The 23,180-nt window shown below is 64.5% G+C and carries 17 protein-coding genes and 3 tRNA genes; 2 read left to right on the plus strand and 18 right to left on the minus strand.

Annotated elements, in window-relative coordinates; genetic code table 11:
* Positions 1-153 precede the first annotated feature (153 nt).
* Positions 154-1,092, minus strand: coding sequence for a DUF3068 domain-containing protein (locus CKJ84_RS09780; RefSeq protein ID WP_095546817.1), 939 nt, complete (start codon positions 1,090-1,092; stop codon positions 154-156).
* Between the two features lie 532 nt (positions 1,093-1,624).
* Here CKJ84_RS09780 and CKJ84_RS09785 point away from each other — a divergent pair.
* The gene (locus tag CKJ84_RS09785) at positions 1,625-6,847 is read left to right on the plus strand and encodes a Rib/alpha-like domain-containing protein (protein WP_158221695.1); all 5,223 of its coding nucleotides are present in this window, start codon (positions 1,625-1,627) and stop codon (positions 6,845-6,847) included.
* A 101-nt stretch (positions 6,848-6,948) separates the two neighbouring features.
* Here the strand turns inward: CKJ84_RS09785 and CKJ84_RS09790 are convergent, their stop codons facing one another.
* From CKJ84_RS09790 to CKJ84_RS09870, 17 genes are all read right to left on the minus strand, one after another.
* Positions 6,949-7,992, minus strand: coding sequence for a DUF1877 family protein (locus CKJ84_RS09790; RefSeq protein WP_095546819.1), 1,044 nt, complete (start codon positions 7,990-7,992; stop codon positions 6,949-6,951).
* 55 nt (positions 7,993-8,047) lie between these two features.
* Complete coding sequence (locus CKJ84_RS09795) at positions 8,048-8,773, minus strand: hypothetical protein (protein ID WP_095546820.1); 726 nt, start codon at positions 8,771-8,773, stop codon at positions 8,048-8,050.
* Between the two features lie 3 nt (positions 8,774-8,776).
* Positions 8,777-9,250, minus strand: coding sequence for a hypothetical protein (locus CKJ84_RS09800; RefSeq protein ID WP_143340358.1), 474 nt, complete (start codon positions 9,248-9,250; stop codon positions 8,777-8,779).
* 222 nt (positions 9,251-9,472) lie between these two features.
* Positions 9,473-9,862, minus strand: coding sequence for a 50S ribosomal protein L7/L12 (gene rplL / locus CKJ84_RS09805; RefSeq protein ID WP_095275082.1), 390 nt, complete (start codon positions 9,860-9,862; stop codon positions 9,473-9,475).
* A gap of 64 nt (positions 9,863-9,926) precedes the next feature.
* Positions 9,927-10,448 carry a 50S ribosomal protein L10 gene (gene rplJ, locus CKJ84_RS09810; RefSeq protein ID WP_095546822.1) on the minus strand — a complete coding sequence of 174 codons (522 nt, stop codon included), beginning with the start codon at positions 10,446-10,448 and terminating at the stop codon, positions 9,927-9,929.
* 285 nt (positions 10,449-10,733) lie between these two features.
* Positions 10,734-13,223, minus strand: coding sequence for a choice-of-anchor M domain-containing protein (locus CKJ84_RS09815; RefSeq protein WP_095546823.1), 2,490 nt, complete (start codon positions 13,221-13,223; stop codon positions 10,734-10,736).
* Positions 13,224-14,102, minus strand: coding sequence for an anchored repeat-type ABC transporter permease subunit (locus tag CKJ84_RS09820; protein WP_095546824.1), 879 nt, complete (start codon positions 14,100-14,102; stop codon positions 13,224-13,226).
* The gene (locus CKJ84_RS09825) at positions 14,095-14,907 is read right to left on the minus strand and encodes an anchored repeat-type ABC transporter ATP-binding subunit (RefSeq protein WP_095546825.1); all 813 of its coding nucleotides are present in this window, start codon (positions 14,905-14,907) and stop codon (positions 14,095-14,097) included. Before CKJ84_RS09825 ends, CKJ84_RS09820 begins: the two co-directional genes overlap by 8 nt.
* The gene (locus CKJ84_RS09830) at positions 14,907-15,824 is read right to left on the minus strand and encodes a choice-of-anchor M domain-containing protein (RefSeq protein ID WP_095546826.1); all 918 of its coding nucleotides are present in this window, start codon (positions 15,822-15,824) and stop codon (positions 14,907-14,909) included. The genes CKJ84_RS09825 and CKJ84_RS09830 overlap by 1 nt, the downstream gene beginning before the upstream one ends.
* A 15-nt stretch (positions 15,825-15,839) precedes the next feature.
* Positions 15,840-19,037, minus strand: coding sequence for an anchored repeat ABC transporter, substrate-binding protein (locus CKJ84_RS12550; protein ID WP_233125650.1), 3,198 nt, complete (start codon positions 19,035-19,037; stop codon positions 15,840-15,842).
* Between the two features lie 118 nt (positions 19,038-19,155).
* Entirely contained in the window at positions 19,156-19,866 is a 711-nt protein-coding gene (rplA, locus tag CKJ84_RS09840; RefSeq protein WP_095535268.1) for a 50S ribosomal protein L1, read from the minus strand.
* Between the two features lie 79 nt (positions 19,867-19,945).
* Positions 19,946-20,374, minus strand: a complete 429-nt coding sequence (gene rplK / locus CKJ84_RS09845) for a 50S ribosomal protein L11 (RefSeq protein WP_095275090.1) — start codon at positions 20,372-20,374, stop codon at positions 19,946-19,948.
* Positions 20,375-20,564: 190 nt separating this feature from the next.
* Positions 20,565-21,515 (minus strand): transcription termination/antitermination protein NusG, encoded by a 951-nt coding sequence (nusG, locus tag CKJ84_RS09850; protein ID WP_095546827.1) that lies wholly within the window; start codon positions 21,513-21,515, stop codon positions 20,565-20,567.
* A 136-nt stretch (positions 21,516-21,651) separates the two neighbouring features.
* On the minus strand, positions 21,652-21,972 hold the full coding sequence (secE, locus tag CKJ84_RS09855) for a preprotein translocase subunit SecE (protein WP_095275092.1): 321 nt from the start codon (positions 21,970-21,972) through the stop codon (positions 21,652-21,654).
* A gap of 24 nt (positions 21,973-21,996) precedes the next feature.
* Positions 21,997-22,072 (minus strand) — tRNA-Trp (locus CKJ84_RS09860).
* Between the two features lie 72 nt (positions 22,073-22,144).
* A tRNA-Met gene (locus CKJ84_RS09865) sits at positions 22,145-22,216 on the minus strand.
* Positions 22,217-22,242: 26 nt separating this feature from the next.
* Positions 22,243-22,315: transfer RNA gene (locus tag CKJ84_RS09870), tRNA-Thr, on the minus strand.
* A gap of 362 nt (positions 22,316-22,677) precedes the next feature.
* Here CKJ84_RS09870 and CKJ84_RS12250 point away from each other — a divergent pair.
* The coding region (locus CKJ84_RS12250) for a hypothetical protein (RefSeq protein WP_158221696.1) at positions 22,678-23,180 on the plus strand (503 nt) is incomplete at its 3' end.

Genomic DNA, 23,180 nt, shown 5'->3' on the forward strand with positions numbered 1-23,180 from the left:
AGAGCAGACACACCCCCGTGTCGCCTGCGCGTCGTCGGAGCGAAAGCGGTGCCGTCGATAAGCTTGCTCCTGCACCGGAAACCTCACCGGTGACGTCGCTGCGGGGAAGCCTACCACCAGAGGTTGCTAACTCGGCAACCCCGCGACACCCGGCTAGCGGGCGCGGCCGGGACGGAACGCGCCGACCAGGCCAAACAGGGCGACAAGCGCGCCGAGCGCGATGGTACCCCACGTCACCTTTTGCGATACGGATTGCGGCACCACGCGGGAGAGCTGGGCCACCATCGCCTCGGTATCCTCCGGCGACATCGCGGCGTCGTAGGTAATGACGTTGGTGGGGTGCTCGCCGTTGTCGTCGGCGTAGAAGATGTCGACCTTTTCTCTCATGCCAACCACAAGACCGGTGACCTGGTCGACCTGAATTTCGCGGTCCGCAGCGTAGTTGCGGAAGGTGCGCACGCTGTCAGCATCCTCGCCTTCGCCGACCTCGACGGTGCTGGCGTTCAGGGCGTCGGCGTAGCGCAGCGCTAAGTTCGTCGGCTCGATGTGCTGGGTAAAGGTATACACAGTGCGGCCGCCGATCTCTTCCTCGCCGGCAAACTGCGCGGGCGCACTCCCCCGCAGCTGCGGGTCGAACACGTTGTAGTCCTGCTGCTGCACGTCGGACGGCAGCTTCAGCCAGGGCCCGTCCACGGGCACCTCCGTCGCAGGCATCGCCATCTGGCTGGACACCTGCGCAGGCAAGGCCACCTGGCCGGTGGCACGGTCCAGCACCATCGACCAGGTGGACGCGGTAACGAGGTTGTCAAAGTCCGAACCGGCCGTGCCGGCACGCAAGGTATCGCCGATGCGCACGCTCGCCACGTCGTCATTCGAGGGGTCCTGTACCTCCATATGGAGCTGGCGGGTCACGGGGGCAGGCTCGCCTTCGCGTGTGCCGTCGTCGTCGCGAAGCGTCCAGGTGGTGTGCGCGAGGTCGAGGGGCAGGCGGGCGTCGCCAAGCAGGAAGCGCGGCGCGAGCAGGCCGGCAACCACGAGCGCGATGCCGAGACCCACGAGGAGCGCGGAGAGAATCCTGGATTTAGGCAGCATGGGCCAAAGTGTAGTGGACACAGCTCGGGCTCCCCTGCGGGCGGGCATGACCACGTAACATCCTCAGCGAACGAGGCGTTGCGCCCCCGGTATCTCAGAATGCAAGATTTTTGCACACAGCTTCGGCTCAGCATATGTAAGGACATTCGCGCGTTTCGCACCCGCTTTGCAATGCTTCACGCCCACCTCCCCCTTTTGCGCGGATACAAATACGTACCTCTATACCCTTTGCGGCAGGTAAATTACCCTTTCCGGCCTACTGGTTAGTGTTTGAAAACTATTACCCCCCCCTGATCACCCCCGCAATTCACACGGCCCGGATATAAGCTTGGACGCATACATAGTGAGTAGGGACACATTTATACCGCCTTTTCGCGTACTGGCGTCGCCGAATCACCCCCAGGCACCCCAAAGCCATTTCCAGCTTCCTGAGACTCACTTAGAATATCGTGCCAAACCGTCAGAAAACGCTAAGGAGAATATGATGGCTTACCCACCTGCCCAACCCCATAAGAGAGGCCGTCGCCGCGGCATGACAATGCTTGCAGCCTCGATGGCCATCGCCGTCGGATCGCAAGCGCTTCCAGTAGTTGGCCCTCACGCAGCAATTGCCAACGTGGCTCACGCCGCCGAGGCACCGAGCGCGAGCGACTGGGACCCCGCCAACATCGTCGAAGCGGATGCCATCACGCCGACTGACCGCGTGAACAAGGGCGTCCTCGACGGAAAACGCAACGTGGTGTGGGGCTACCTCTCCTACGCTGACCGTGGCACCATGGAGGTCGACGATATGCGCAACCCATGGAGCGACACCCCGGTTCCGGAGGGCGCGGACATGTACATGCGCTACGACACCGGTGGCGGGAAGATGTCTCGCATCCACAAGGCGACGACACACACGGATGACTTTGGCAACACGGTCTACGCCTTCGAGTTCAAGGACGGCTCCCCGAAGCTGGCTGCAGGCACCTGGAAGGATGGCTCCGCTGACGTCCAGCTGCTGATCGGCGAGAACAACTCGGCGATCAACCCGCACATCAACGAGCCGTTCTCCGTCGTACGCGCGACCCCGGGTGGCGCATGGTACAGCGGCAGCGTCGAAGATTCCCGCAACCTCAACTGGTCCATCCACCCAGTGGCAGTCAACGACCGTCGCGGCCCCACGTGGGGTGAGACGGTGGTCAAGGTCTACCAGGTCTCCCCCGCGTCGAATACCCTGAAGAGCCAGCTCTCCGAAACCCCGGATAAGGCCGTCAAGCGTACGTACTCCGGCCGGGTATGGAACGACTCTATGAAGGGCACCAACACGGAGAACGTGTGGGCCAAGGACCAGTACAACATCAACGTGGACAATGGTGTGCTTTTCGACGGCACGGACACCCCGGCCGAGGGACACACTGTCTACCAGGCGGTACCGAACGACGAGGCGTACCAGGCGCTGGATGCGATCCGTCGCGATACAAACACCACCGGTAACCGCACGACAGCCGACATCCAGGGCCGTATCAAGCGAACGGCAGACTACGTCCGTGCGCATCCCGAGAACTTCACCGTCTACTCCGCACCGGTGAAGGCGGATGGCACCTACATGCTGCGCTCGTCCTTCGACCAGGCCCGTCACGCGGACTACGTCTACATGTGGGTCGAGGACGCAGACCACAACATCAAGACAAACCTGTCGTCCTGGAACACCTCTGAGTTCCGCGCACCGGTGGGCAATGACGTCTACACCGAGTCGGGCCACGCACAGCGCTCCCTTGCCGACACCGACTGGGCGCATAACGGCCACGTGCCTGGCCAGAAGCACCTGGGCAACAATGCGAACGTTGCCACCGCCCCGCACCGCGACGGTGGCGGCAACTGGACCAACGTGAACTTCGCGTTGGCTACAAACGCTGACGGCTCCAGCCACACGGTCACCCCGGGCCAGCCCGATCGCGAGGCTGATAACGACGCGAACGATCCGACCTATGGCGGCCGCGTCGAAACGCCGCGCGGGACCGACACCGTCATCGACGGCCCGAAGAACACGGACGGCTCCGACCTTCCTGGCGACACCACCTTCGAGCAGCACCCGACTAAGCCGGTCACCGGCCCGAACGGTGAGCAGCTCCCGGGCTTCCCGGGCAAGGTAACGGTCGACCCGGGTACCGGCAAGGTCACGGTCAACCCGGACAACGGCGCTCGCGAGGGCGACTACGACATTCCGGTCAAGGTCACCTACCCGGACGGCACCACCGATACGGTCGACGTTGAGGTCACCGTCCCGGCCCGCGACAACGCGACCGAGGATCCGGACAAGTCCGATGCGGAGAACTTCGACCCGTACTACCAGCCCGCACAGGGCAAGCCGGGCGTGGGCACGAAGGTTGACCAAACCCAGGACCTGCCGAAGGGCAGCACCTTTACCCCGACCCTGCCGAACGGCTGGACCGCGTCCGAGCCGGATGAAAACGGCGACTTCACCGTCACCCCGGCGAAGAACGCTCGCCCGGGCAAGGTCGACATCCCCGTCCTGGTGACCTACCCGGACGGCTCACAGGACACCGTCACCGCGCCGTTCACCGTCCTGCCGCTGGATAAGGACACGAACGACCCGCGTTACGAAGACACGGAGACCCCGAAGGGCGAGCCCACCGAGATCGATTCGCCGAAGAACCCGGACGGCTCCGAGCTTCCGGAGGACACCACGTTCAAGCCGGGCGAGAACGACTTCCCGGGCAAGGTCGAGGTCGACCCGGGCACCGGTAAGGTCACCGTCACTCCTGACGACGATGCAACCCCGGGCGACTACGAGATCCCGGTCGAGGTCACCTACCCGGATGGCTCCGAAGAGACCACTACCGTCACTGTCACCGTCCCCGAGGACCCCAAGGACAACGGCGACGGCGGCGATACCGGCTCCTCCGACCAGGCTGCTGACAACGACCCGAGCTACGGCACCACCGAGGGCGCGGCTGGCAAGGAGACCAAGGTTTCCCAGAACGGCGACCGCGAGCTGCCTAAGGGTACCAAGGTCACGGTCGCAGATGCCCCGGAGGGCTGGACCTTCGGCGAGCCGAACGCGGCCGGCGACTTCACCGTCACCCCGGATAAGGACGCGTTCTCCGGCACCCGCGTGACCATCCCGGTCCGCTTCACCTACCCGGACGGCACCATCGACGACACCGAGGCTGTCTTCGTGGTGACCAACGACGCAAGCGGCAACGACCCCTCCTACGAGGACACCGAGGCTCCGCGAGGCGAGGAGACGCTTGTCGACGCCCCCACGAACCCGGACGGCTCCTCGCTGCCGGAGGACACGACCTTCGAGCAGGGCGACTCTGACGATTCGGACTTCCCGGGCAAGGTCACCGTCGACCCGGGCACCGGTGAGGTCACGCTCACGCCTGACGAGGACGCCACCCCGGGCGACTACACCATCCCGGTTGACATCACCTACCCGGACGGCACCGAGGAAACCATCGACCTTCCAGTCCGCATCCCGGATGACACCACCATCACCCCGCCGGACAACGGCGGCAGCGACAACGGTTCCGGTGACGGTTCGGACGATGGCTCCGGCGACGGTTCGGATGACGGATCCGATGATGGCTCCGGCGACGGTTCGGATGACGGATCCGATGATGGCTCCGGCGACGGTTCGGATGACGGTTCCGATGATGGCTCCGGCGACGGTTCGGATGACGGTAAGGACAACGGCTCTACCGACGCTGTAGACAACGATCCGGCGTACTCCCCCGGGTCCGGTCCGGCGGGTACCGCGACCGAGCTGAAGCAGGATGGCGACCGTGAGCTCCCAGAGGGCACCAAGTTCGTCCTGCCGAAGGCACCGGCTGGCTGGACCTTCGGTGAGCCGAACGAGAACGGCGACTTCACGGTCACCCCGCCCGAGTCCGCTCTGCCGGGTACGGCAGTGTCTATTCCGGTCAGCGTGGTCTACCCGGATGGCTCCCGCGAGACCGTCAACGCACCGTTCGAGGTTGTTGGCACTTCCGATGACGCAACGGACAACGAGCCGGTGTACGACGGCGACACCAAGGTCGAACCCGGTGACACCGAGACCGTCGACGCACCGCGTAACCCGGACGGTTCTGCGCTTCCGGATGACACCAAGTTCGAGCACAAGGACGACGATTTCCCTGGCAAGGTCGAGGTCGATCCGGGCACCGGCGAAATCATTGTCACCCCGGACGAGGACGCAAAGCCCGGCAAGCACACTGTCGTCGTGGAGGTGACCTACCCGGACGGCACCACCGACACCGTTGAAGTCCCCGTCGAGGTCATCCCGGCTGACAGCGGAGACGACGACAAGGACGACGGTAAGGGCGGCGACAACGGTAAGGGCAGCGAGGACTCGACTTCCCAGGCTGACAACAACAACCCTGGCTACGAGAACCAGCGCGGTCCGGCCGAAACCCCGGTCAAGTTCGAGCAGAACGGCGACCGCGAGCTGCCGGAAGGCACGACGTTCGTCTTCCCGAAGTTCCCGTCCGGCTGGACCCTGGATGGTGACGCTGACACCGGTGACTTCACCATCAAGGCGCCTGCGAACACTCCGAACGGCACCGAGGTGACCATCCCGGTCATCGTTTCCTACCCGGATGGTTCCAGTGAGACACTGTCTCCGATCTTCACCGTCGGTACCACCTCGGGCGGTTCCGATAAGCCCGGCGACGGCGGCAATACCGGCACGACCCCCGGCGGAAACACCGGCGGCAACGACACCGATGGCAAGGACCCGCAGGATAGCGACGCGCACGATCCCACCTACGGTGGCGACCGCACCACGACGCCTCGCGAACAGGACACTGTTATTGAGGGCCCGAAGAACGAGGACGGCTCCGATCTTCCGAAGGACACCACCTTCGCACCCGGTAAGCACACCTTCCCGGGCAAGGTGACCGTCCACCCGGGCACCGGCAAGGTGACGGTAAACCCGGACAAGGACGCCAAGGGCGGAAGCTACGACATCCCCGTCGTGGTGACCTACCCGGATGGTTCGAACGAAACGATCACCGTCCCTGTGCAGGTTCCGCCGCAGGTGTCCAACGGTGCGACCGTTGAGGTCAAGCCGGGCGATACCGTCACCGTTGGTGGCGACATCGATCCGAAGGATCTGCAGATCCGCTACCCGGATGGCACCATCAAGGACATCTCCGAGCTCAACCCGGGCAAGGACGCTGATGGCAACATCACCATCACTGTCCCGAAGGACTGGGCCGAAGGCACCTACGTCGTCGAGACCAAGGATGGCGACCGCGTCGTGGTCATCAAGGTTTCCTCGGAGTCGCAGGGCACGACCACTGGTTCCTCGGAACTGAGCGATCGCTGCATCGCCGGTCTCGCGGGCGTCGGCATCCCGCTCCTGCTCCTGATCCCGCTGGGTGTGGCTACCCAGGTGACTATCCCGGGTCTCGAGGAGTTCCGCGCCGAGGCTGGCAAGGCTATCGAGCAGGTGAACACGCAGATCCAGCAGCAGCTGGGTATCTTCGACGAGCAGTTCGCCCAGGCGGCACAGTCCGTGCTTGGACCGAACTTCCCGGCCCGCGAGCTCGGCACCGCAGCCGCGGCTCTGGCGCTCACCGCACTCGGTCTGCTCATCGCTGACCAGATTGCCCAGGCCTGCGCGCCTGAGTACGACGGCCTGAGCTCCAAGATTGGCGGCGGCGAAGGCGGCAAGGCACAAGGTTCGTCCGCACAAGAGTCGTCCGCGCAGAAGAACGCAAAGAAGAACGAGGAGGATGAAAACTAGTCCCTTGTAGTGGGGCTTAGGCAGCCCACAGCAATCCCCTGCACGGTCGTTGCGACGATCGGGCGGGGGATGTGTTGTGTGTGCAGCAGGCAATACGCCCGCTAGTTCATCAGCACTGCGATAGCGTCTCCGCGCTTCGCCGCTGCGGCGTAAATCCCTGCCAACTCTCCCACCGCCAAGGAATCTTCCAACGTCCCGAGGTCGACATCAGCAAGCAAGGACGAAAGCTTATCGACGTCACCGGGGTCGTTCCCCCGCAGACCGTCCGTTTCCTGCTGCGGATCCAAATCCGCACCCCCATACACAATCGCCGTCGCAGCATCTTCACCGACAAGTTCGACCAGCACCCGGTGCGTCGCCGCGTGCAGCTTGTCGATATCTGCAACCGGGTAAGTCTCTTCCTCCATCACGTCGAACATCGCGTCCACACGAGTCTCCGCATCAGCGGAAAGAAGCGACGAATACTCCCCTGCTGGCACCGAAACATAGATCGGAAGGGGACCACTCACTACGTCATCAGCCAGCGGCTCCGACTCGGTCGAAACCCCAGCAACGCTGTTGTTATCAGAAGCAGACAGCATTCGGTCGAGGGCACCATCGAGGTACTTATTTCTGTCCCGGAAGCGCGATGCCGCCAGCCATTGCAGCTGCGGCGCTTCACGAAAGAACTTTTTCCGCACCCCTGTTTGGATCACCACGGATTGTTGCCCTGCGATCGTGTCTGACTCAATCCGGAGCAGCCTGTCGAGTTGGTCAATATTGGATGCCGACATCACCTCACACAAAATGGTCAGATCGAAATTCAGTACCGCATCCAGCTCAGGGCCCATTTCCTCGTCTTTGAGCCGCTCCATCTCATCAACCACATAGCTAATGTCGGGGTTTTTCACCCCGAGTCCAGGAAAATATCCAAAGAGATAGCGAGCTAGTGGATCATCAAACGATCGCTCCGCCAGTGGACGGACCCCCTCACGAATCGCATTGAGCTCAGTCCGACTTGCACGCGCTTTGAGTTGGTCGAACAGACTCATGCTCGCATCCGGATCAAGCATGTTTGCCAATTCAGGATTGACTTCCTCCACCACCCGCAGAAGCTCACTGGTAGCAGCCTCCGACTGGTTCTTCCGATCCAACTTCACGAACATGTCCGTAAATCCTCACCTGTGAGAGTCTCAACTACAGAACGAAAACGTGACTGTCTCACGCGAGGCCGACCTCGCGGTACAGCGAGCGGATCACTTCCATGAACCAGTCTGGCTTGTCGGTATATGCGAGCTCGTGGACATACCGCGCGCCGCGGCGCTCGTCATAGCCGAGCGATTTGTCGGGCCTGGTGATGTCGAAGCGCGAGCGGAAAAGCGACGCATCACTCTCAAGCGCGACGAAAACCTCCCCAGCAGCGAATTCCGCTTTCGCGTCGCCACAAGACATCTTCCTGCGTACAACTGCGTACACCTCATCCGCAACCGCTGCCCAGTCCTCGACCAACAGCGCCTCGTCCGCCGGGGAGAGTTTCACACGCTCCATCGGGATGCCCTGAAAACTCACGTTCTCCAGTTTGCAGTCGGACAGATCAACCCCTTCGAGCTGGTCATAGCGAAAGTGCTCGCTCAACCCGAGGTTGCGCAGCTCGCCGGTGATCGTAGAATCCACCACACGCGCAGAAATCGGAGACTGCACACCGCCGCCCTCAATCACCACATCGCGCAGGGTAGAGCCGGAGACGGTGCTCAACCAGTCAGCTCGGAAATCGAACGCTGGGCTGGACAATTCAGTATCTATGAACGCGATATGCGAGACACTGCCCGGCCTCCCGTGCGGGCGCGTGATCGTGCATGATTCAAACCGGACCATCGAAAAATCTATACCGTCGACACTCGGCTCGTCGAAGACACGGTCGTCGTAACGCACAGCGTGCAGTTCCATTGTTTATAGCTCCACTCCGTAGGTTTGCATCCACTCAGCCATGCTCGGATATGGCCCGTCCAAAAACTCCCGGTCCAAGAAGTGGTAGCGCCCAAACTCGATCGCGCCGTCGTGCTTTCGGTGGTACGCCACGTAGTCATCACCGTCAAACATCCCGACTGGGAACCAGGCGTCCGGATCCGCGCCGAACGCTTCAGCCGCTTCGCGCAGGCTGGAATAGCCAGCCTGCACACTACTCGGATCGCTCGGCGGTTGGTTCGGAGCGAACCATTCGCCGTATTCGAACTCGAACGCAACGTACGAGTTGAAAAATTCGCGGTATTCAGACGGCACCCAATCTGGCACGCACGCCAAGCTGAATTCGATGACATCCGGGTCGAAGCCCCGGATCCAAGGAATGAGACGACCAGGTTCTTTTTCAGGTGCATCAAGCATTTCAATCAGCCCCTCGTAATGGCTCGCCGTCAATGTATTCAAACCCTGTCCTGAGCTCCACTTCCGCATCGCGGTACAGCGCTCACAGGTTGCCAGGGTACCGAATAGTCTTCGAATTCGAAGGGGCCACTGGGTGCAACCTGGCCTGAGCCCCCGTTCATCAGTGGTAAAGGAGCTGCACTCCTGCCCCCCCACACACGCGAAACCCCCGCTCCCCGGTGTGAATACCGGTGGACGGGGGTGACGTCGAGAAGCGAAAGGCTCTTACTTGAGGGTGACCTTTGCGCCAGCCTCCTCGAGCTTGGCCTTTGCAGCCTCAGCGTCGTCCTTGTTTGCGCCCTCGAGGATGGCCTTCGGAGCACCCTCGACCATTTCCTTAGCGTCCTTCAGGCCCAGGCCGGAGACGATCTCGCGGACAGCCTTAATGACACCGATCTTCTTGGCGCCCGCGTCCTCGAGCACGACGTCGAACTCGTCCTTCTCTTCCTCAGCAGCAGCGTCGCCAGCAGCGCCCGGAGCGGCAGCAACAGCAGCAACCGGTGCAGCAGCGGTGACGTCGAAGACCTCCTCGAATTCCTTCAGGAACTCGGAAAGCTCGATGAGGGTCATTTCCTTGAACTGCTCAATGAGCTCGTCCTTGGACAGCTTAGCCATAATGGCATCCTTTCTGTTTGTGGGCGCTTTGGCCCGAATGTTTGGTGTGTGTAGTTAGTTCGCGTTATGCAGCGTCGTCCTGCTTGTCCTGCAGTGCAGCGACAAGGCGGGCCGTCTTGGACGCCGGAGCCTGGAACAGGCCGGCGGCCTTTGCCAAGGAGCCCTCGAAGGCACCAGCGAGCTTTGCAAGAGTGGTCTCGCGGTTGTCCATCTCGGCGATGGCATCAACCTGAGCAGCATCGATGGCATTGCCATCCATGTAGCCGCCCTTGATCACGAATGCGTCGTGATCCTTGTTGAACTTCTTCATGACCTTCGCAGCGTCGACAGCCTCGCCCTTGATAAAGGCGATAGCGGTCGGGCCGACAAGAAGATCGTCGAGACCCTCGATGCCCTGCTCGTTAGCAACGATCTTGATGAGGGTGTTCTTGGCGACGTGGTATTCGACGTCGAAGCCGAGCTCACCGCGCAGTTCCTGCAGCTGACCAACGGTCAGGCCACGGTACTCAGTCAGCACGATCGAGCTAGCCGCCTCGAACTTCTCCTTCAGAACCTTGAGCTCCTGCTCGTTCTTCGGGTTAGCCATGTACACACGCCTCCTTCCAATTCTTCATGTCCTTCAATCCGCCCGGAGCATCTCGCTTCTCGACGCTCACACGTCCCAAAGAAAAATGCCCCGTGCAGAAGCACGAGGCACCCTGAAAGGCAAGCCACGTTTCTCCTGCGTGGGCCGATCCCTGGAGTGGGATTCCTTCGACTCTGCGGTGGCAGAGTGACCGACGGTCTTCGGTGAAACTTGAGCACGGGTTTTCACCCGTTCAAACTTCGCGTCGTACCTTAGTCGGTCCCCTGCCAAAACACCAAATCGCGCCTACACTCCCGACGATTCCGCCGCGTCCGCGCTGGAGCTCCCCGGTTTCGGGGCGTGCCGCAGCATCTTCGCCGCCGCCGTGAAGAGCACGATGCCGCCGAGCAGAGCCATCAGGCCCACGCCGAGAATGAGTCCTCCCCAGAAGCCGCTGGCGGTCATGCCCTGCGAGGTCGCGACCTGCGCCTGCGCTGCATCCTCGCCGCTATCACCATCGCTGTCGCTTCCGCGCTTCGGCTTCGTGCCGTCGAAGGAGGACACGATCCCACCGGAACCGCTGCCGGTGGTCTTTTCGCCGGAGCCGTGGTCAGGCTTCGCGGGCGTCGTTGTTTGCTTCTTCGGTGTTGTCTGCTTCGTCGGTTTCTGCTTCTTCGGCGCCGACTTGCCCTGGGGAGTGGTGCCCGCCTTCTTGCGCGGAGCACTGCTCGCGCTCTCCGAGCCCTTGCCGCCAACGGAGCCCCTGCCGCCGGCGGAGGCGCTAACCCGATGCTCGCGTGTCGGGGCGGCCGCGCCACTTCCCCGCCTGCTGGGAGCACTCTGAGCCGGTGCCGGCGGCTTCGGCGACGTCAGCTGTGGTGCCGGCGGCTTCAGCGACGTCGTCGCGACGGCATCCTTGCCCCCACCACGCAGGTGCGCGAAGAACGGCCCTGCTTTCTCCCCGAAGGCGCCAAACTCCTTGTCCACGGAGCGGATCCCCTTGGCCAGGGCCCCCACCCACGTGTCCGAGCTGCCGGCACCAGAATCGGCGCCGGGCTCGTCGCTGGTATTGGCACAGTCGGTGTCGTCAAGCGATGCGTACCCGCTCGACGCGTACTCCTTCGCCTGCGCCACTGCGGAGTCGCCCACGGCAAACGCCGCGGTCAGCTCCTTCGAGAACGCCTCGCCCGAGCTGGCGGTGCCCTCGAAGCGGAACGTCGCGGAGTAGAGGCCGTCCTTGGTAAAGCCGAACGCCTGGTGGTCGTGGTCGTTGACCCCGTACTCCAGCGCGGTCGCAGCGTCACCGGAATCGAGCTCCAGTGTCGTGCCACCGAGCGACTCGTGCCAGGAGAAGATCCGCCCGGGGCCTTCCACATCCTTCATGGTCACCTTCACGTTGCTGCCTGGTGCCAAGCTGTCCTGCGTCAGCCGCGTCGTGGAAAACCCGAGCCACGGCAGGCCCTTCACCTGCGCCTGTGGCAGCACCCACATTGATTCGGGTTCGCCGGGGAAGCTTGCGCGGAAGTTCGCCGGGATCTGAGTTCTCGCCGCGTCGGGCACCTCGAACAGGAACGTGCCGGAGTCACGCGGGGTCGGCGAGCGCGGATCACTGTCATCGATGAGCTTCGCCCCAATGCCGCCGTCATCCACCAGCCCCATATCCATGTGACCAGCACTGATCAACGCCTCCGGCTTGGTGCGCAGTGCGCGCGCCGCCTCGCAGCGCCCCTCGTCCGGTCGCGTCGCGCTGGGCTGCTCGCTTGTCGACGCCACCGCGCCCCCGCCCGACGCGGAGCCGTCATCGGGTTCTTGACTGGGTTCTTGGCTGGGTTCGCCTTCCTGCGGAAGCAGCTGCACCGTGGTCAGCGGCGCGCTCTCGCCGGTGCCACCGGTGCCAGCTTCCGCGCCAGCACCGCCGTCCTCAACGCCCTGCCCCGGGTCGCCGCCAACGTAGTTGGTCACTTTGCGCAGTTCGGTGGTGGTGCCGTCGGCCAGGCCCACATCGCCGTCATCGCCGACGAGCCAGTATTGGGTGATGGGCTTGGTGTGCTGCGGCGTGCCGTCGATAAGCGAGGCCCTGCCCTGCCACGTCAAGGCGTAGATGCCGGGCTTGGAAAAAGCCCAGTTGAAGTGGCCGTGCGCGCCGACTTCGTAGTCGACCGTGCGGGCCTGCGGGTCGGCACTGTTGAAGACGATTTCCGCGGGCGAGATGGCATTTTTGAAGAAGATGTGCACGTCGCCGGGCCCCTCGATGTCTGTGAGGTCGAAGTGCATGAGGTCGTCCTCGAAGTTGCTGGGGATGGCGGACGGGTCGCCCTCGTGGGCGGGATCGAAGGCGCCGAGACCCGACCAGATGGGGCGCCAGTTGTCGGCCCAGTCCACGGACTGCGGTGCGAGCCACACGGTATCGCCGGGCTGACCAAGGAAGTCGAGCGAGCCGTCGTCCGGGATCTGGATGCGGGAGACCTCGTTGCCGTCCGGATCGGCGTCGCGCGGCAGGCGGAAGCAGACATCGTCCTGGTTTACGACCTGCTGCCCGTCCACTGCCATGACGGTGAGGTCCCCGCCGACGCGGGTGCCGTAGAGCGCGTCGTTGTGGGAGTGATAGAGCAGCTTGCGGCCTGCGCAGGGGTGCGTCTTGCCGTCGCGGCCTGCCCACGGGGTATCGGCCGGCAGGTCGACGCCGAAGCCGGTATCGCCAGGCACGTGGCCAGTGTCGGTCAGCTCGGCTGCGGCAGCCACCGGAGAGCTGGCAACAACGAGCGCCGCCGCGGCGATGAGTCTGAGCAGTCGCATCTAGACGGTCTCCTTACGCGGCGCCCGGCCCGGCGCGCGCAGCACCCCGCGGCGCGGCGCGAACAGCCAGCTCAACCCGAAGATCGCGGTCACGCACAGGACGATGGTCGCACCGGTCGGCGAGTCGAAGGACCAGGCCAGCCACACGCCGAGGACGCTGCCGACGATGCCGATCAGCGCGGCCAGCACCATCATCGTCTCCAGGTTGTCCGTGAACAGGCGCGCGGCGGACGCGGGCGTGACCAGCAGCGCGATGACCAGGATGTTGCCAATGGTCTGCACCGAAATCACCACGGCAGCGGTCACGCACAGGTAGAGCACCAGGTCGAGCGCGGCCACGGGCAGGTTCATCGCACGTGCGGTCTCGCGGTCCAGCGCCACCGCGGTAAGCCACGGCCGCAGCGCCGCAACCAGCGCAATGATCACCGCGCCGGTCACGCCGCTCACCCACAGGTCGCGCACGCTTACGCCAGTCAGGGAGCCAAAAAGAAATGCGCTTAACGACGCCGTGTAGCCCTCGACCCGCGAAATAATCACCAACCCAAACGCGAACGCCGCGGCGAACACGATGCCGATGATCGCGTCCTCCTTGATCGTCCTGCGCTGCGACAGCACGGCGATCACGACGGCGACGACCGCCCCGGCCACAGCCCCGCCGAGCAGCACCGAGGCGTGGAGCGCGAACGCGATGGCCACCCCCGGAAAGACCGCGTGGGCGACCGCGTCGCCGATGAACGCCATCCCGCGCAGCACCACGAAGCAGCCGACCACGGCGCACAACACCGAGGCCAGCACCGCCGCCAGGAGCGCGCGGGGCAGGAACGCGAGCTGCGGGTTGGCCACGTCAGCGAGGAACTGCAGGAAACCAATCTCAAGCATGCGTGGCCTCCTTGGCACGGTGTGGTTGGTGTGGCTGGTTCCGTACGTGCGTCTGCAAGGCGGCCAGCCAGGGCGAGGACGGCCCAACCCCAAACGTGTCCATCCACGGTTGGGTGTCGCACAGCTGTCCGGGGGCCGAGTCGGCCACGACCCCGCCGCGGAAGAGGATGAGGCGGTCGCAGGAATCGACGGCCTCGACGATGTTGTGCGTGGACATGACGATGGAGATGCCGTGGCCCGCCAACTCGCGGAACAGGGCGAGCAGCTGCTCGGTGGACGGGATGTCCAGGCCGGTGAACGGCTCGTCGAGGAAGAGGGCCCGGGGTTTGCGCACGAGCGCGCGGGCGACCAGAACGCGCTGGCGCTGCCCGCCCGAGAGGTCCGCGATGGGGCGCGCGGACAGCTCGGTGAGGTTGACGCTGTCCAGGGCGTCCGCGACGGCGTCGCGCTCCGCGGCGCCCGCGCGCTTGTACCAGGGCCGCAGATCCAGCGTGGCGTTGAGCACCGCGGACGCGACGTCGATGGGAAAATCCCAGGCCACGTCGTGACGCTGCGGGACATACCCCACTGCCTTGCGCACCTGCGCGCCGGTGCGCCCGGCGACGCGCACCGTGCCGCGCGCGCCAGGGATCAGGCCAAGCATGGCGCGCAGCAGCGTCGTTTTGCCCGCCCCGTTCGGCCCGAGCAGTCCGACAAACTGTCCGCCCAGAATGTCCAGGTCAACGCCGTCGAATACTGCGCGCCCCGGGTACCCGGCGCTAAGTCCCGAGACCCGAATCAGCGCATCTTGACTGCTCGCGGCCATTACGCGCGCCCCTTCCGCGAACGCACGACCAACAGGGCCACCAGCGCGACGACGAGCACGCCAATCCCCAGGGCGACGAGGAGCCCGGCGTTGCTGCCAGCAGATGAGCCCGCGGCAGCATCCGCAGCGCCGTCCGTGGCCTCGTTCTCGGCGCCATTTTCGGCCCCGCGCCACGGGCCGGAGAACTCGGCCGCCTGCGCCTCGGCGGGGTCGGTATCGCTGCCCACCGCGATGCGCACGACTTCCTCGTCGGTGTGGGTGTTGCCCTCGTTGTCCTTCACCACGGCGCGCACGCCCACCAGCTGCACGCCCGGCTGGGTAAACACCCAGTTGGCGTGGGTGTGCGTGTTCGGCTCCACCCACATCGGCTGCGTGCCGTCTTCGCGCGAGGACCACAGCAGCTGCGGCTCGTGGAACCCGCCCGGCTGCAGGAAAAGCGAGAAGTCGCCGTCGCCCTCGTGCCCGCCGAACTCCAGGCTCACGCCGTTTGAGGAGCGCTCCAGCAGCGACGGCGACTGCGTATTCCACCCCAGCCAGGGCACGCCTTGCACCTCGGTCTGCGGGATCACCCACACGTCATCGCCCGCGCCCGCGCCGGTGAAGTCGAAGGCCCCAGTGTCGGGCAGGGTCTGTTTGGCGTCGTCGGAGACCTGAAAGACGACGTCGTTAAGCCTGCGCCACACGGGCGGGTCCTGCGAATCGTCGCGCGCGAGGAAGATGAGCTCGTCGCCATCGAAGGTCGCGCCGAGGTCGACGTGGCCCGCGGAGATCACGGCCTGCTCGCCGGCGGGCGCGATCGCCTCGTCGTTGCGCACCGTCTGCTGCAGCGCGGGGTCATTGTCCATCCCCTGCGCGCCAGCAACGGGCGCGAGCGCGGTCGCCGCGGCGAGGGTGAGGGCTGCAAGTTGAAGTTTCATGTCAGGGTTCCTTTCTTATGGCGCAAGGCAAGTGCTTATCGACGCCGCGTTTTCTTCCACAAAGTGCACATACGTATCCGCGGGCCCCTCCCCCGGCGGGTCGAGGGTGTCGCCCCAGATCGGGCAGACCTGGATTCCCAGGTGCGCCGCCGTCTCCGTGAGCACGCTGCTGCTGCCTTCCAGCTGTGGTTCCAGAAAGACCGCGGGGACGTGCAGGTTTTCCAGCGTGCGGGTAAAGGCGATGACGTCGCGGGGGCTCGGCTCGATACTGGGGTTCGGCGTGACAAACCCGGCGATGCGCAGCCCGTAGGCCGCGCCCAGGTAGGAGTAGCCGTGGTGGGTGGTCACCAGGTTGCGGTTCGCTTCCGGGATGCGCTCCACCGCCTGCCGCATCCTCTGGTCCGCCGCGTCCAGCTGTGCGAGGTACGCGGTGGCATTGCGGGCGTAGTCCTCGGCGTGGGCGGGGTCGGCGGTGCTGAGCTCGTCGCGCACCACCTTGACCACGGCTTTCACCGCAGCAACGTCGTGCCAGAAGTGCGGGTCCAGCTCGCCGTGGACGTGGTTGCCCAGCACCGCCTGCGGCAGCAGGTAGGTCTCCTCCCCGGGGTTGCCCAGGAAACGGAAGGCGCGCTCCGGCGGGACGGGCTGCAGCGTGGTCGTCGGCACCGCGATCACGGCGTCGGCCGGGTCGAGGTCGCCCAGATCGTCGTCGCGCAGGGTGAGGCGGGTCTCGCCGTCGCGGAGCGTGGTGGTGATGTCCACGTGCCCCTGGTCCAGCACCGTTTTTCCGGGCGTCACTTGGGCCGGGTCCTGGCCGACGACCACCGTGAACGTGTCCTCGGCCTCGCCGCGGGTTGCCGCATCTTCCACGGAGTCACGAACCTCACCGCGCATGGTCAGCTCGTACACTCCTGGCTCGGAGAACGCCCAGCTGACGTGGGTGTGCGCGTCGACGGGCAGCACCGTCGAGTCCTTGGTGTCAATGCCGTCGTGGGAATCGAACACCACCTCGGGGGTGCCGAAGGTGCCGAGGATGAAGGCGTAGGCATTGCCGGGGCCGTGGGCGTCGATAAGCGAAAGCTCCGTCACCCCGGTTGGTGGCAGGGACTTGCCGGTGTCCACACGGAGGCCGAGCCACACGGTGTCCAGGCTGGCGTCCTCGACGAGCGGGATTGGCGAGAACCCGTAGCGCTGCGCTTGCTCCGCGACCGGCACGACGGGCACCGTTTCGCGGACGGTGGAGTCGATGGTGTGGGACAGCGATTGCGGCTCGAGGAGCAGGCCGTTGGTGAATACGGCGTCGGCGTAGGCGATGTCGCGGGTGGCGTGCAGACTCGGTTCGTAGGTGTGCGGGTCGACCCCGCGTCCCATCAGCGAAGTCACGGTCGCATCGTCGCCCGCAACGTTGCTCACCACGTCCGCGAGGATCGAGGTGGACGCGACGACGTTGAGGGTGCCGTCGTCGCCCTGGTCGCCACTCGCGCTGCCGCAGCCGCCCAGCGACGCGGCCAACGCAACGACGGCGCACGCGCCGACGGCACGGGTGGTCGCGCGCCTCACTTGGTGGCCCCCAAGCACGGCGAGCAGGCGGCGTCGCAGCGCCGTGTCCAGGCAGAGCATGCCGCCGCCGAAGACGAGCACGCCAATCCCCAGCACGGCGATGGGCAGCGTCATCACGGTTGGGCCGGTCTCGGCGAGCCCGCCGCTGCGGGACCCGGACGCCGAACGCTGAGCTCCCCCGGCGGCCGCGCTTTCGCTGCCGGAATCTGCGGGGCCCGCGGAGCCTGCGGGGCCTGCGGAGCCGGTGCCGGCTGCGCCCGCGCCACCGCAGTCCCCCTCCGCGTCGTAGACGGAGCCGAAGTCGAAGTGGCCGTCATCGGCGTTGCCGGAACCGCCCACCTCGAAGGTGAGCGTCGCGGCGCCGCTGAGTTCAGTGCCGTCCTTCGCAGTGGCGGTGTGGCGCACGGTCACGTGGTAGGTGCCTGGGGCGCTAAAGACCCAGTTGGGGTGCACGTGCGAGTTCGCCGGAATGGTGTGGGCGCCCTGCGCGGTGCCGTGCTCGGCGCGGAACCACTCCTCGCCCACGATCTTGCCCAAGCCGCCTTGGGTGAACACAAACATGTTGCCGGGCCCGTCGAAGTCGGTGACCTCCCACGTCACCTCGCCGGTGGTGTGCTCCAGCAGGGACTCGTGCTGGGTGTTCGCACCCAGCCACGGCACCCCGGCCTGCTGGGTCGCGCCGATCATCCAGGCCTCTCCGGCCGGGATCGGTCCGACGTCCTCGGGCAGTGTGGTCGTTGCGGCATCGCCGAGCCCGAAGACCATCGTGGCGGGGTCGTTCCACGTCGCGGGCACCTGTCGGTCGTCCTTCACCTGCGGGCTCAGGGCCGGCTTGCAGGACTCGCTAGCCGCGGCGGTTGCGGCCTCAGTGCCCTCGGCGGGCTCGGCAGGCCCGCCGGCGTAGGTCTCCACCCGGTGCGATGCCTCCGACTCGTCCGTGTCAGCCAAGCCGCCGAGCGCCGAAGCGTCATCACTCTGCGTCGAAGAGTCCGCCGGGGTCGGTGTTGTCTCGGCCGAGTCAGCCTCCCCCACCATCCAGGTGTAGGTCGCCTCGTTCGACGTCGCGCCGCCCGCGTGCGCCACGACCCGCATCGTGTAAGTACCGGGCTCGGTGAACAGCCAGTTTGCGTGGGCATGCGCAGGCGTGGCCTGGTGGATGGTCGCGCCTGCGTTGAGGGCGAGGGTGGCGTCGTCAAGCACTGGCCCAACGCCGCCGAGACCCTGCGCCTGGAAAAGGTACACCTCGCCCGGGCCGGAGACGTCAAGGAATTCGATGTCAATGTCGCTGATCCCCGCGCCGGCGAGCGCCTGCGTGTCCCAGCCCGGCCAGATGAGGTCCGACTGCTGCGTCTGCGGGAGCAGGTAGCCTGGCGCGCCAATCCCTTCGACACTCTCGGTGTCGGCGGTATAGGCCTGCTCGCCGACAACAAGGGTGACGTCCTCGGGGGCGTGCTGCACATGCGACCCCGTCACGTCCTCCTGCAGGCTCAGCACGATCCCGTCGCCGTCGGGGCGCACCGCAAACGCGTCAATGTGCCCGGTATCCAGGCTGAGCTCCGCCGCGTGCGCGATCGGCGCGAGAAACACCAACAACAGCGCAGAGAGTATCGACGCCACCTTGCGCCGCCCACAAGTCACTCCGAAGATTTCCACTTAATGAAGACTATTTTCATTAAGCACGCATGGCAAGTCGTCCAGGTGAGCAAGCAAAAAGCGCCCCGGCGCCGGACTTTCTCAAGTCTGGCGCCGGGGCGCTGAGAGTGTGCGAGACTTAGGCCTTGGTGGCGTAATCCTTCTGCACGGAGGAATCAACCGGGACACCCGGGCCCTGGGTCGCGGAAACCACGATCTTCTTCAGGTAGATCCCCTTGGCGGATGCCGGCTTCAGGCGCAGCACCTCGTCAAGCAGGGCACCGTAGTTCTCGGCGAGCTGCTCGGCGGTGAAGGATGCCTTACCAATCAGCGCGTGCAGGTTGGCGGCCTTGTCCACGCGGAAGGCAATCTTGCCGCCCTTGGACTCGGAGACAGCCTTCGCCACGTCCGGGGTAACGGTGCCGGTCTTCGGGTTCGGCATGAGACCACGCGGGCCGAGGACACGAGCGACGCGACCGACCTTGGCCATCTGGTCCGGCGTTGCAATAGCAACGTCGAAGTCGAGCTGGCCGTTGTTGATCTGCTCGATGAGCTCGTCGGTGCCAACGATGTCGGCGCCAGCTTCCTGTGCCTTGGTGGCGTTCTCGCCCTCGGCGAAGACTGCGACGCGGACGGTCTTACCGGTGCCGTGCGGCAGGTTGACGGTGCCGCGGACCAGCTGGTCAGCCTTGCGCGGGTCGACGGACAGACGCATAGCGACGTCGATGGTGGCGTCGTAGTTCTTGGAGGAGGTCTCCTGCGCCAGCTTCACCGCGTCGAGCGGGTGGTACAGGGCGTCGCGGTCGACCTGTGCGAGGGTCTCGTTGTAACGCTTGGACTTCTTAGCCATGTTGCGTTCCTTTCTTCGTATGTGATGTCAGGAGTGGTGGTACGGGCCTGGCCGGCCCTCCCACCTGCGTCGAGCGGGTTTACTTCTCGACGGTGATGCCCATGGAGCGGGCGGTACCAGCGATGATCGCGGCGCCAGCCTCGATGTCGCGGGCGTTGAGGTCCTTCTTCTTGGTCTCAGCGATCTCCTTGCACTGATCCCAGGTCACGGAACCGACCTTCTGGGTGTGCGGGACGCCGGAGCCCTTCTTAATGCCCGCAGCCTTGAGCAGCAGGGAAGCTGCCGGCGGGGACTTCAGGATGAAGTCGAAGGAGCGGTCCTCGTAGACGGTGATTTCCACCGGGATGATGTTGCCGCGCATGGACTCGGTGGCGGCGTTGTAGGCCTTGGTGAACTCGACGATGTTCACGCCGTGCGCACCGAGCGCCGGGCCAACCGGCGGTGCCGGGTTCGCCATGCCTGCCTCGATGTGCAGCTTGATCAGGCCAGTGACCTTCTTCTTAGCCATCGTTAAACCTCAATTCCTTGGTACAGCGCCCCGCCCACGATGTTTGGCGGCACGCTTCCGGATGCCCCGCTTTTCCGGAGCCACCGGGGAGACGAATAGAAAACGTCGCGCAGCCCTTGTGCGGGCACGCGCGACGTTTTACCTTACGGCAGGTGGGGCGCAAGAAGCAAAACGCTTCTCGACGCCACGCCTACATAATCCGCTCGATCTGGTCAGCCGTGAGCTCGACCGGAGTTTCGCGGCCGAAGATGGACACCAGCGCCTGGATCTTGCCTGTCTCCTCGTCGATCTCGGAGATCGTACCCGCAACGGACGCGAACGCGCCCGACAGGATGGTGACGGCCTCGCCCACCTTGTAGTCGTGGGTGACCTTCGGCTTCTCGTCCTCCTCCGGCATCGCGATGACGGTCTCGCCCTCCGCATTCGCGACGCTCTTGCCCTCAACCGGCTCCGCCTTCGGCATGAGGAACTTCGCCACATCGCGGTGCTTCACCGGCGTCGCGTTGCCCTCGTTGCCCACGAAGCTGGTCACGCCCGGGGTCTCGCGAACAACGGACCAGGCAGCGTCGTTCATCTCCATGCGCACAAGGACGTAGCCCGGCAGCAGCTTCCGCTTCACCAGCTTGCGCTTGTCATCCTTCTTCTCCAGCACCTGCTCGATCGGCACGACCACGTCGTAGATGGAGTCCTCCACCTCGAGCGTCTGGATACGCATCTCCAGGTTGGTCTTCACCTTGTTCTCGTAGCCCGAGTAGGACTGGATGATGTACCACTCGCCCGGCAGCTTCTTCAGCTCGCGGACGTAAGCGCGCAGGCGGGCGCGGTACTCGCTGTCCGCTTCGGCCGCGGAATCGTCGCCAAGCGCCGCGGCGGCAGCTGCCTCGGCATCTCCCTCGGTGGCCTCCGCGCCCTCGGTGCTTTCCGTCTCCGGGTCAGTTTCCTCGGTGACCGGGGCACCCTCGTCGACCATCTCGAGCTCCTCCTCCTGCTCGGAGGGCGCTTCCGGCTCGGCAGAATCGGCCTGCTGCTCAGCCAGCTCCTCCTCGGGGTCGGTCTGATCGGTGACGGGCGCGCCCTCGTCGATCATTTCCAGCTCGTTTTCCTCGACCGTGTTCAGGGCGTCGTTGTTTTCCACTGCCATGGTCCGTCTCCTTTATCTCCGTAAATTCCCCGCCCTAGCGTACTCACGTTGGTGGTTCGCGCGCGGTGGGACAAAAACTTATCCCGCCCCTCGGAGTCCGAGGAAGCGGGATATTAAGTAACCGTTCGCATTATAGCTAACGAATGAAGATCCATTCAACCAGCAGGCTAGCCAGGCTGTCGGTGCCCCACACCATGACGGTCAACACGATCAGGAAGGCAAACACGATGAGTGTGTAGTTGAGCATCTCCTTGCCGGTCGGCCAGATGACCTTGCGCATTTCGGAGACAACCTCGCCCGGGAATGCTGCGGCGCCGTTCTTCTTCTCGGCGTCATCGCCATCGCGCTTCGCGGGGGTGCGCTTCTCTTCGTAGGAGTCGGTGGAGATCGGAGAAGCCCCGCCCAGCTGACGCTTACCGGTTGGCCGTGCCGGGTTCTGACCGTTGGGGTTAGTCAAGAAAACTCCTCCACATTCATGCTTTGGCAGGGGCGACAGGACTCGAACCTGCAACCTACGGTTTTGGAGACCGTTGCGCTACCAATTGCGCCACGCCCCTAGGTCCCTGCGTTGTAAACAATTACAGGGGCCTAACCCTACCACGAACGCCGGAGCATCCGCTTGAGGTGAGTAGCGATGGAGAGAATTGAACTCTCGACACAACGATTATGAGTCGTTTGCTCTACCACTGAGCTACACCGCCATGTGTTTGCCTTACGCAAACAACAGAGCCCCCTGACAGAATCGAACTGTCGACCTTTTCCTTACCATGGAAACGCTCTGCCGACTGAGCTAAGGGGGCACAGCCTCTTTGTTGTGAGTCTCACCTTTCGGTGTGACCCGCTCCGTTGAAGCCTTAAGAAGATTAACCCGATAGCATTAAAGAACACAAATCGCCACTACAGGGCGGGTTTTTAGGCCGTTTTTCACGCACTTATGAACGCTATCTGGGCCCTGCGCATTGGAGGCGCGACCGTGCGCCCCTCCACGCGGCGGCGGTACCGTGCCTCCGGCGCTGCAGGCGCCAATGTCGCTGCCGCGGGTCGCTGTGGCGAGGGATAGTTCAGGCTGCCACCTACTAGACGAGAACCCCGTGACGAGGATGCGACAAAAGGGACCGCGGACAAATAGTTGGAGTGTCCCCGGGGGCGGAGAGGGTTTCTGATGTCCGCGCATTTTCCCCGTGAGATCCGGGAGCAAGCAGTTGATAAGTTTCTTGAAGGCATGCCGTACAAGCGCATCGGCGATTGGCTGGAAGAAAGCTATGGCCAACGCCCTTCTCGGTCAACGGTCGGGTTATGGGTCAGGCAAAGACGTCACGGTCGCCCTCTTAGCCCGCAGCCGGGTATGCATGCCCCGGAAACAGTCGCTGATGCGGTTGCACGTCGTGTGACCTCAACACAGTCGTTTGCAATTATCGGCGACCAAGTTGGCGTCGCCAGTGGGTCAGTGCGGAAATGGACTTCGCGGTACTGGCCCGACGCGCAAGAGGTTGCCGCTGCCGCGTCGCTGCCGTTCGACGAGGTCTACGCGATCACAATGGAACGTGTGAGCAAAGATCGCAGAAACAAACGCACCAAACAGCAACAGCGCATCGCTGATAAGCACAACGCCGCAACCCGTCCGGCACCGGTAGATTCCTGGTTGCCAGGCCCAGGTCCTGTCCC

The sequence above is a fragment of the Corynebacterium sp. NML 120412 genome, from assembly GCF_002285155.1.
GTDB lineage: Bacteria > Actinomycetota > Actinomycetes > Mycobacteriales > Mycobacteriaceae > Corynebacterium > Corynebacterium gottingense.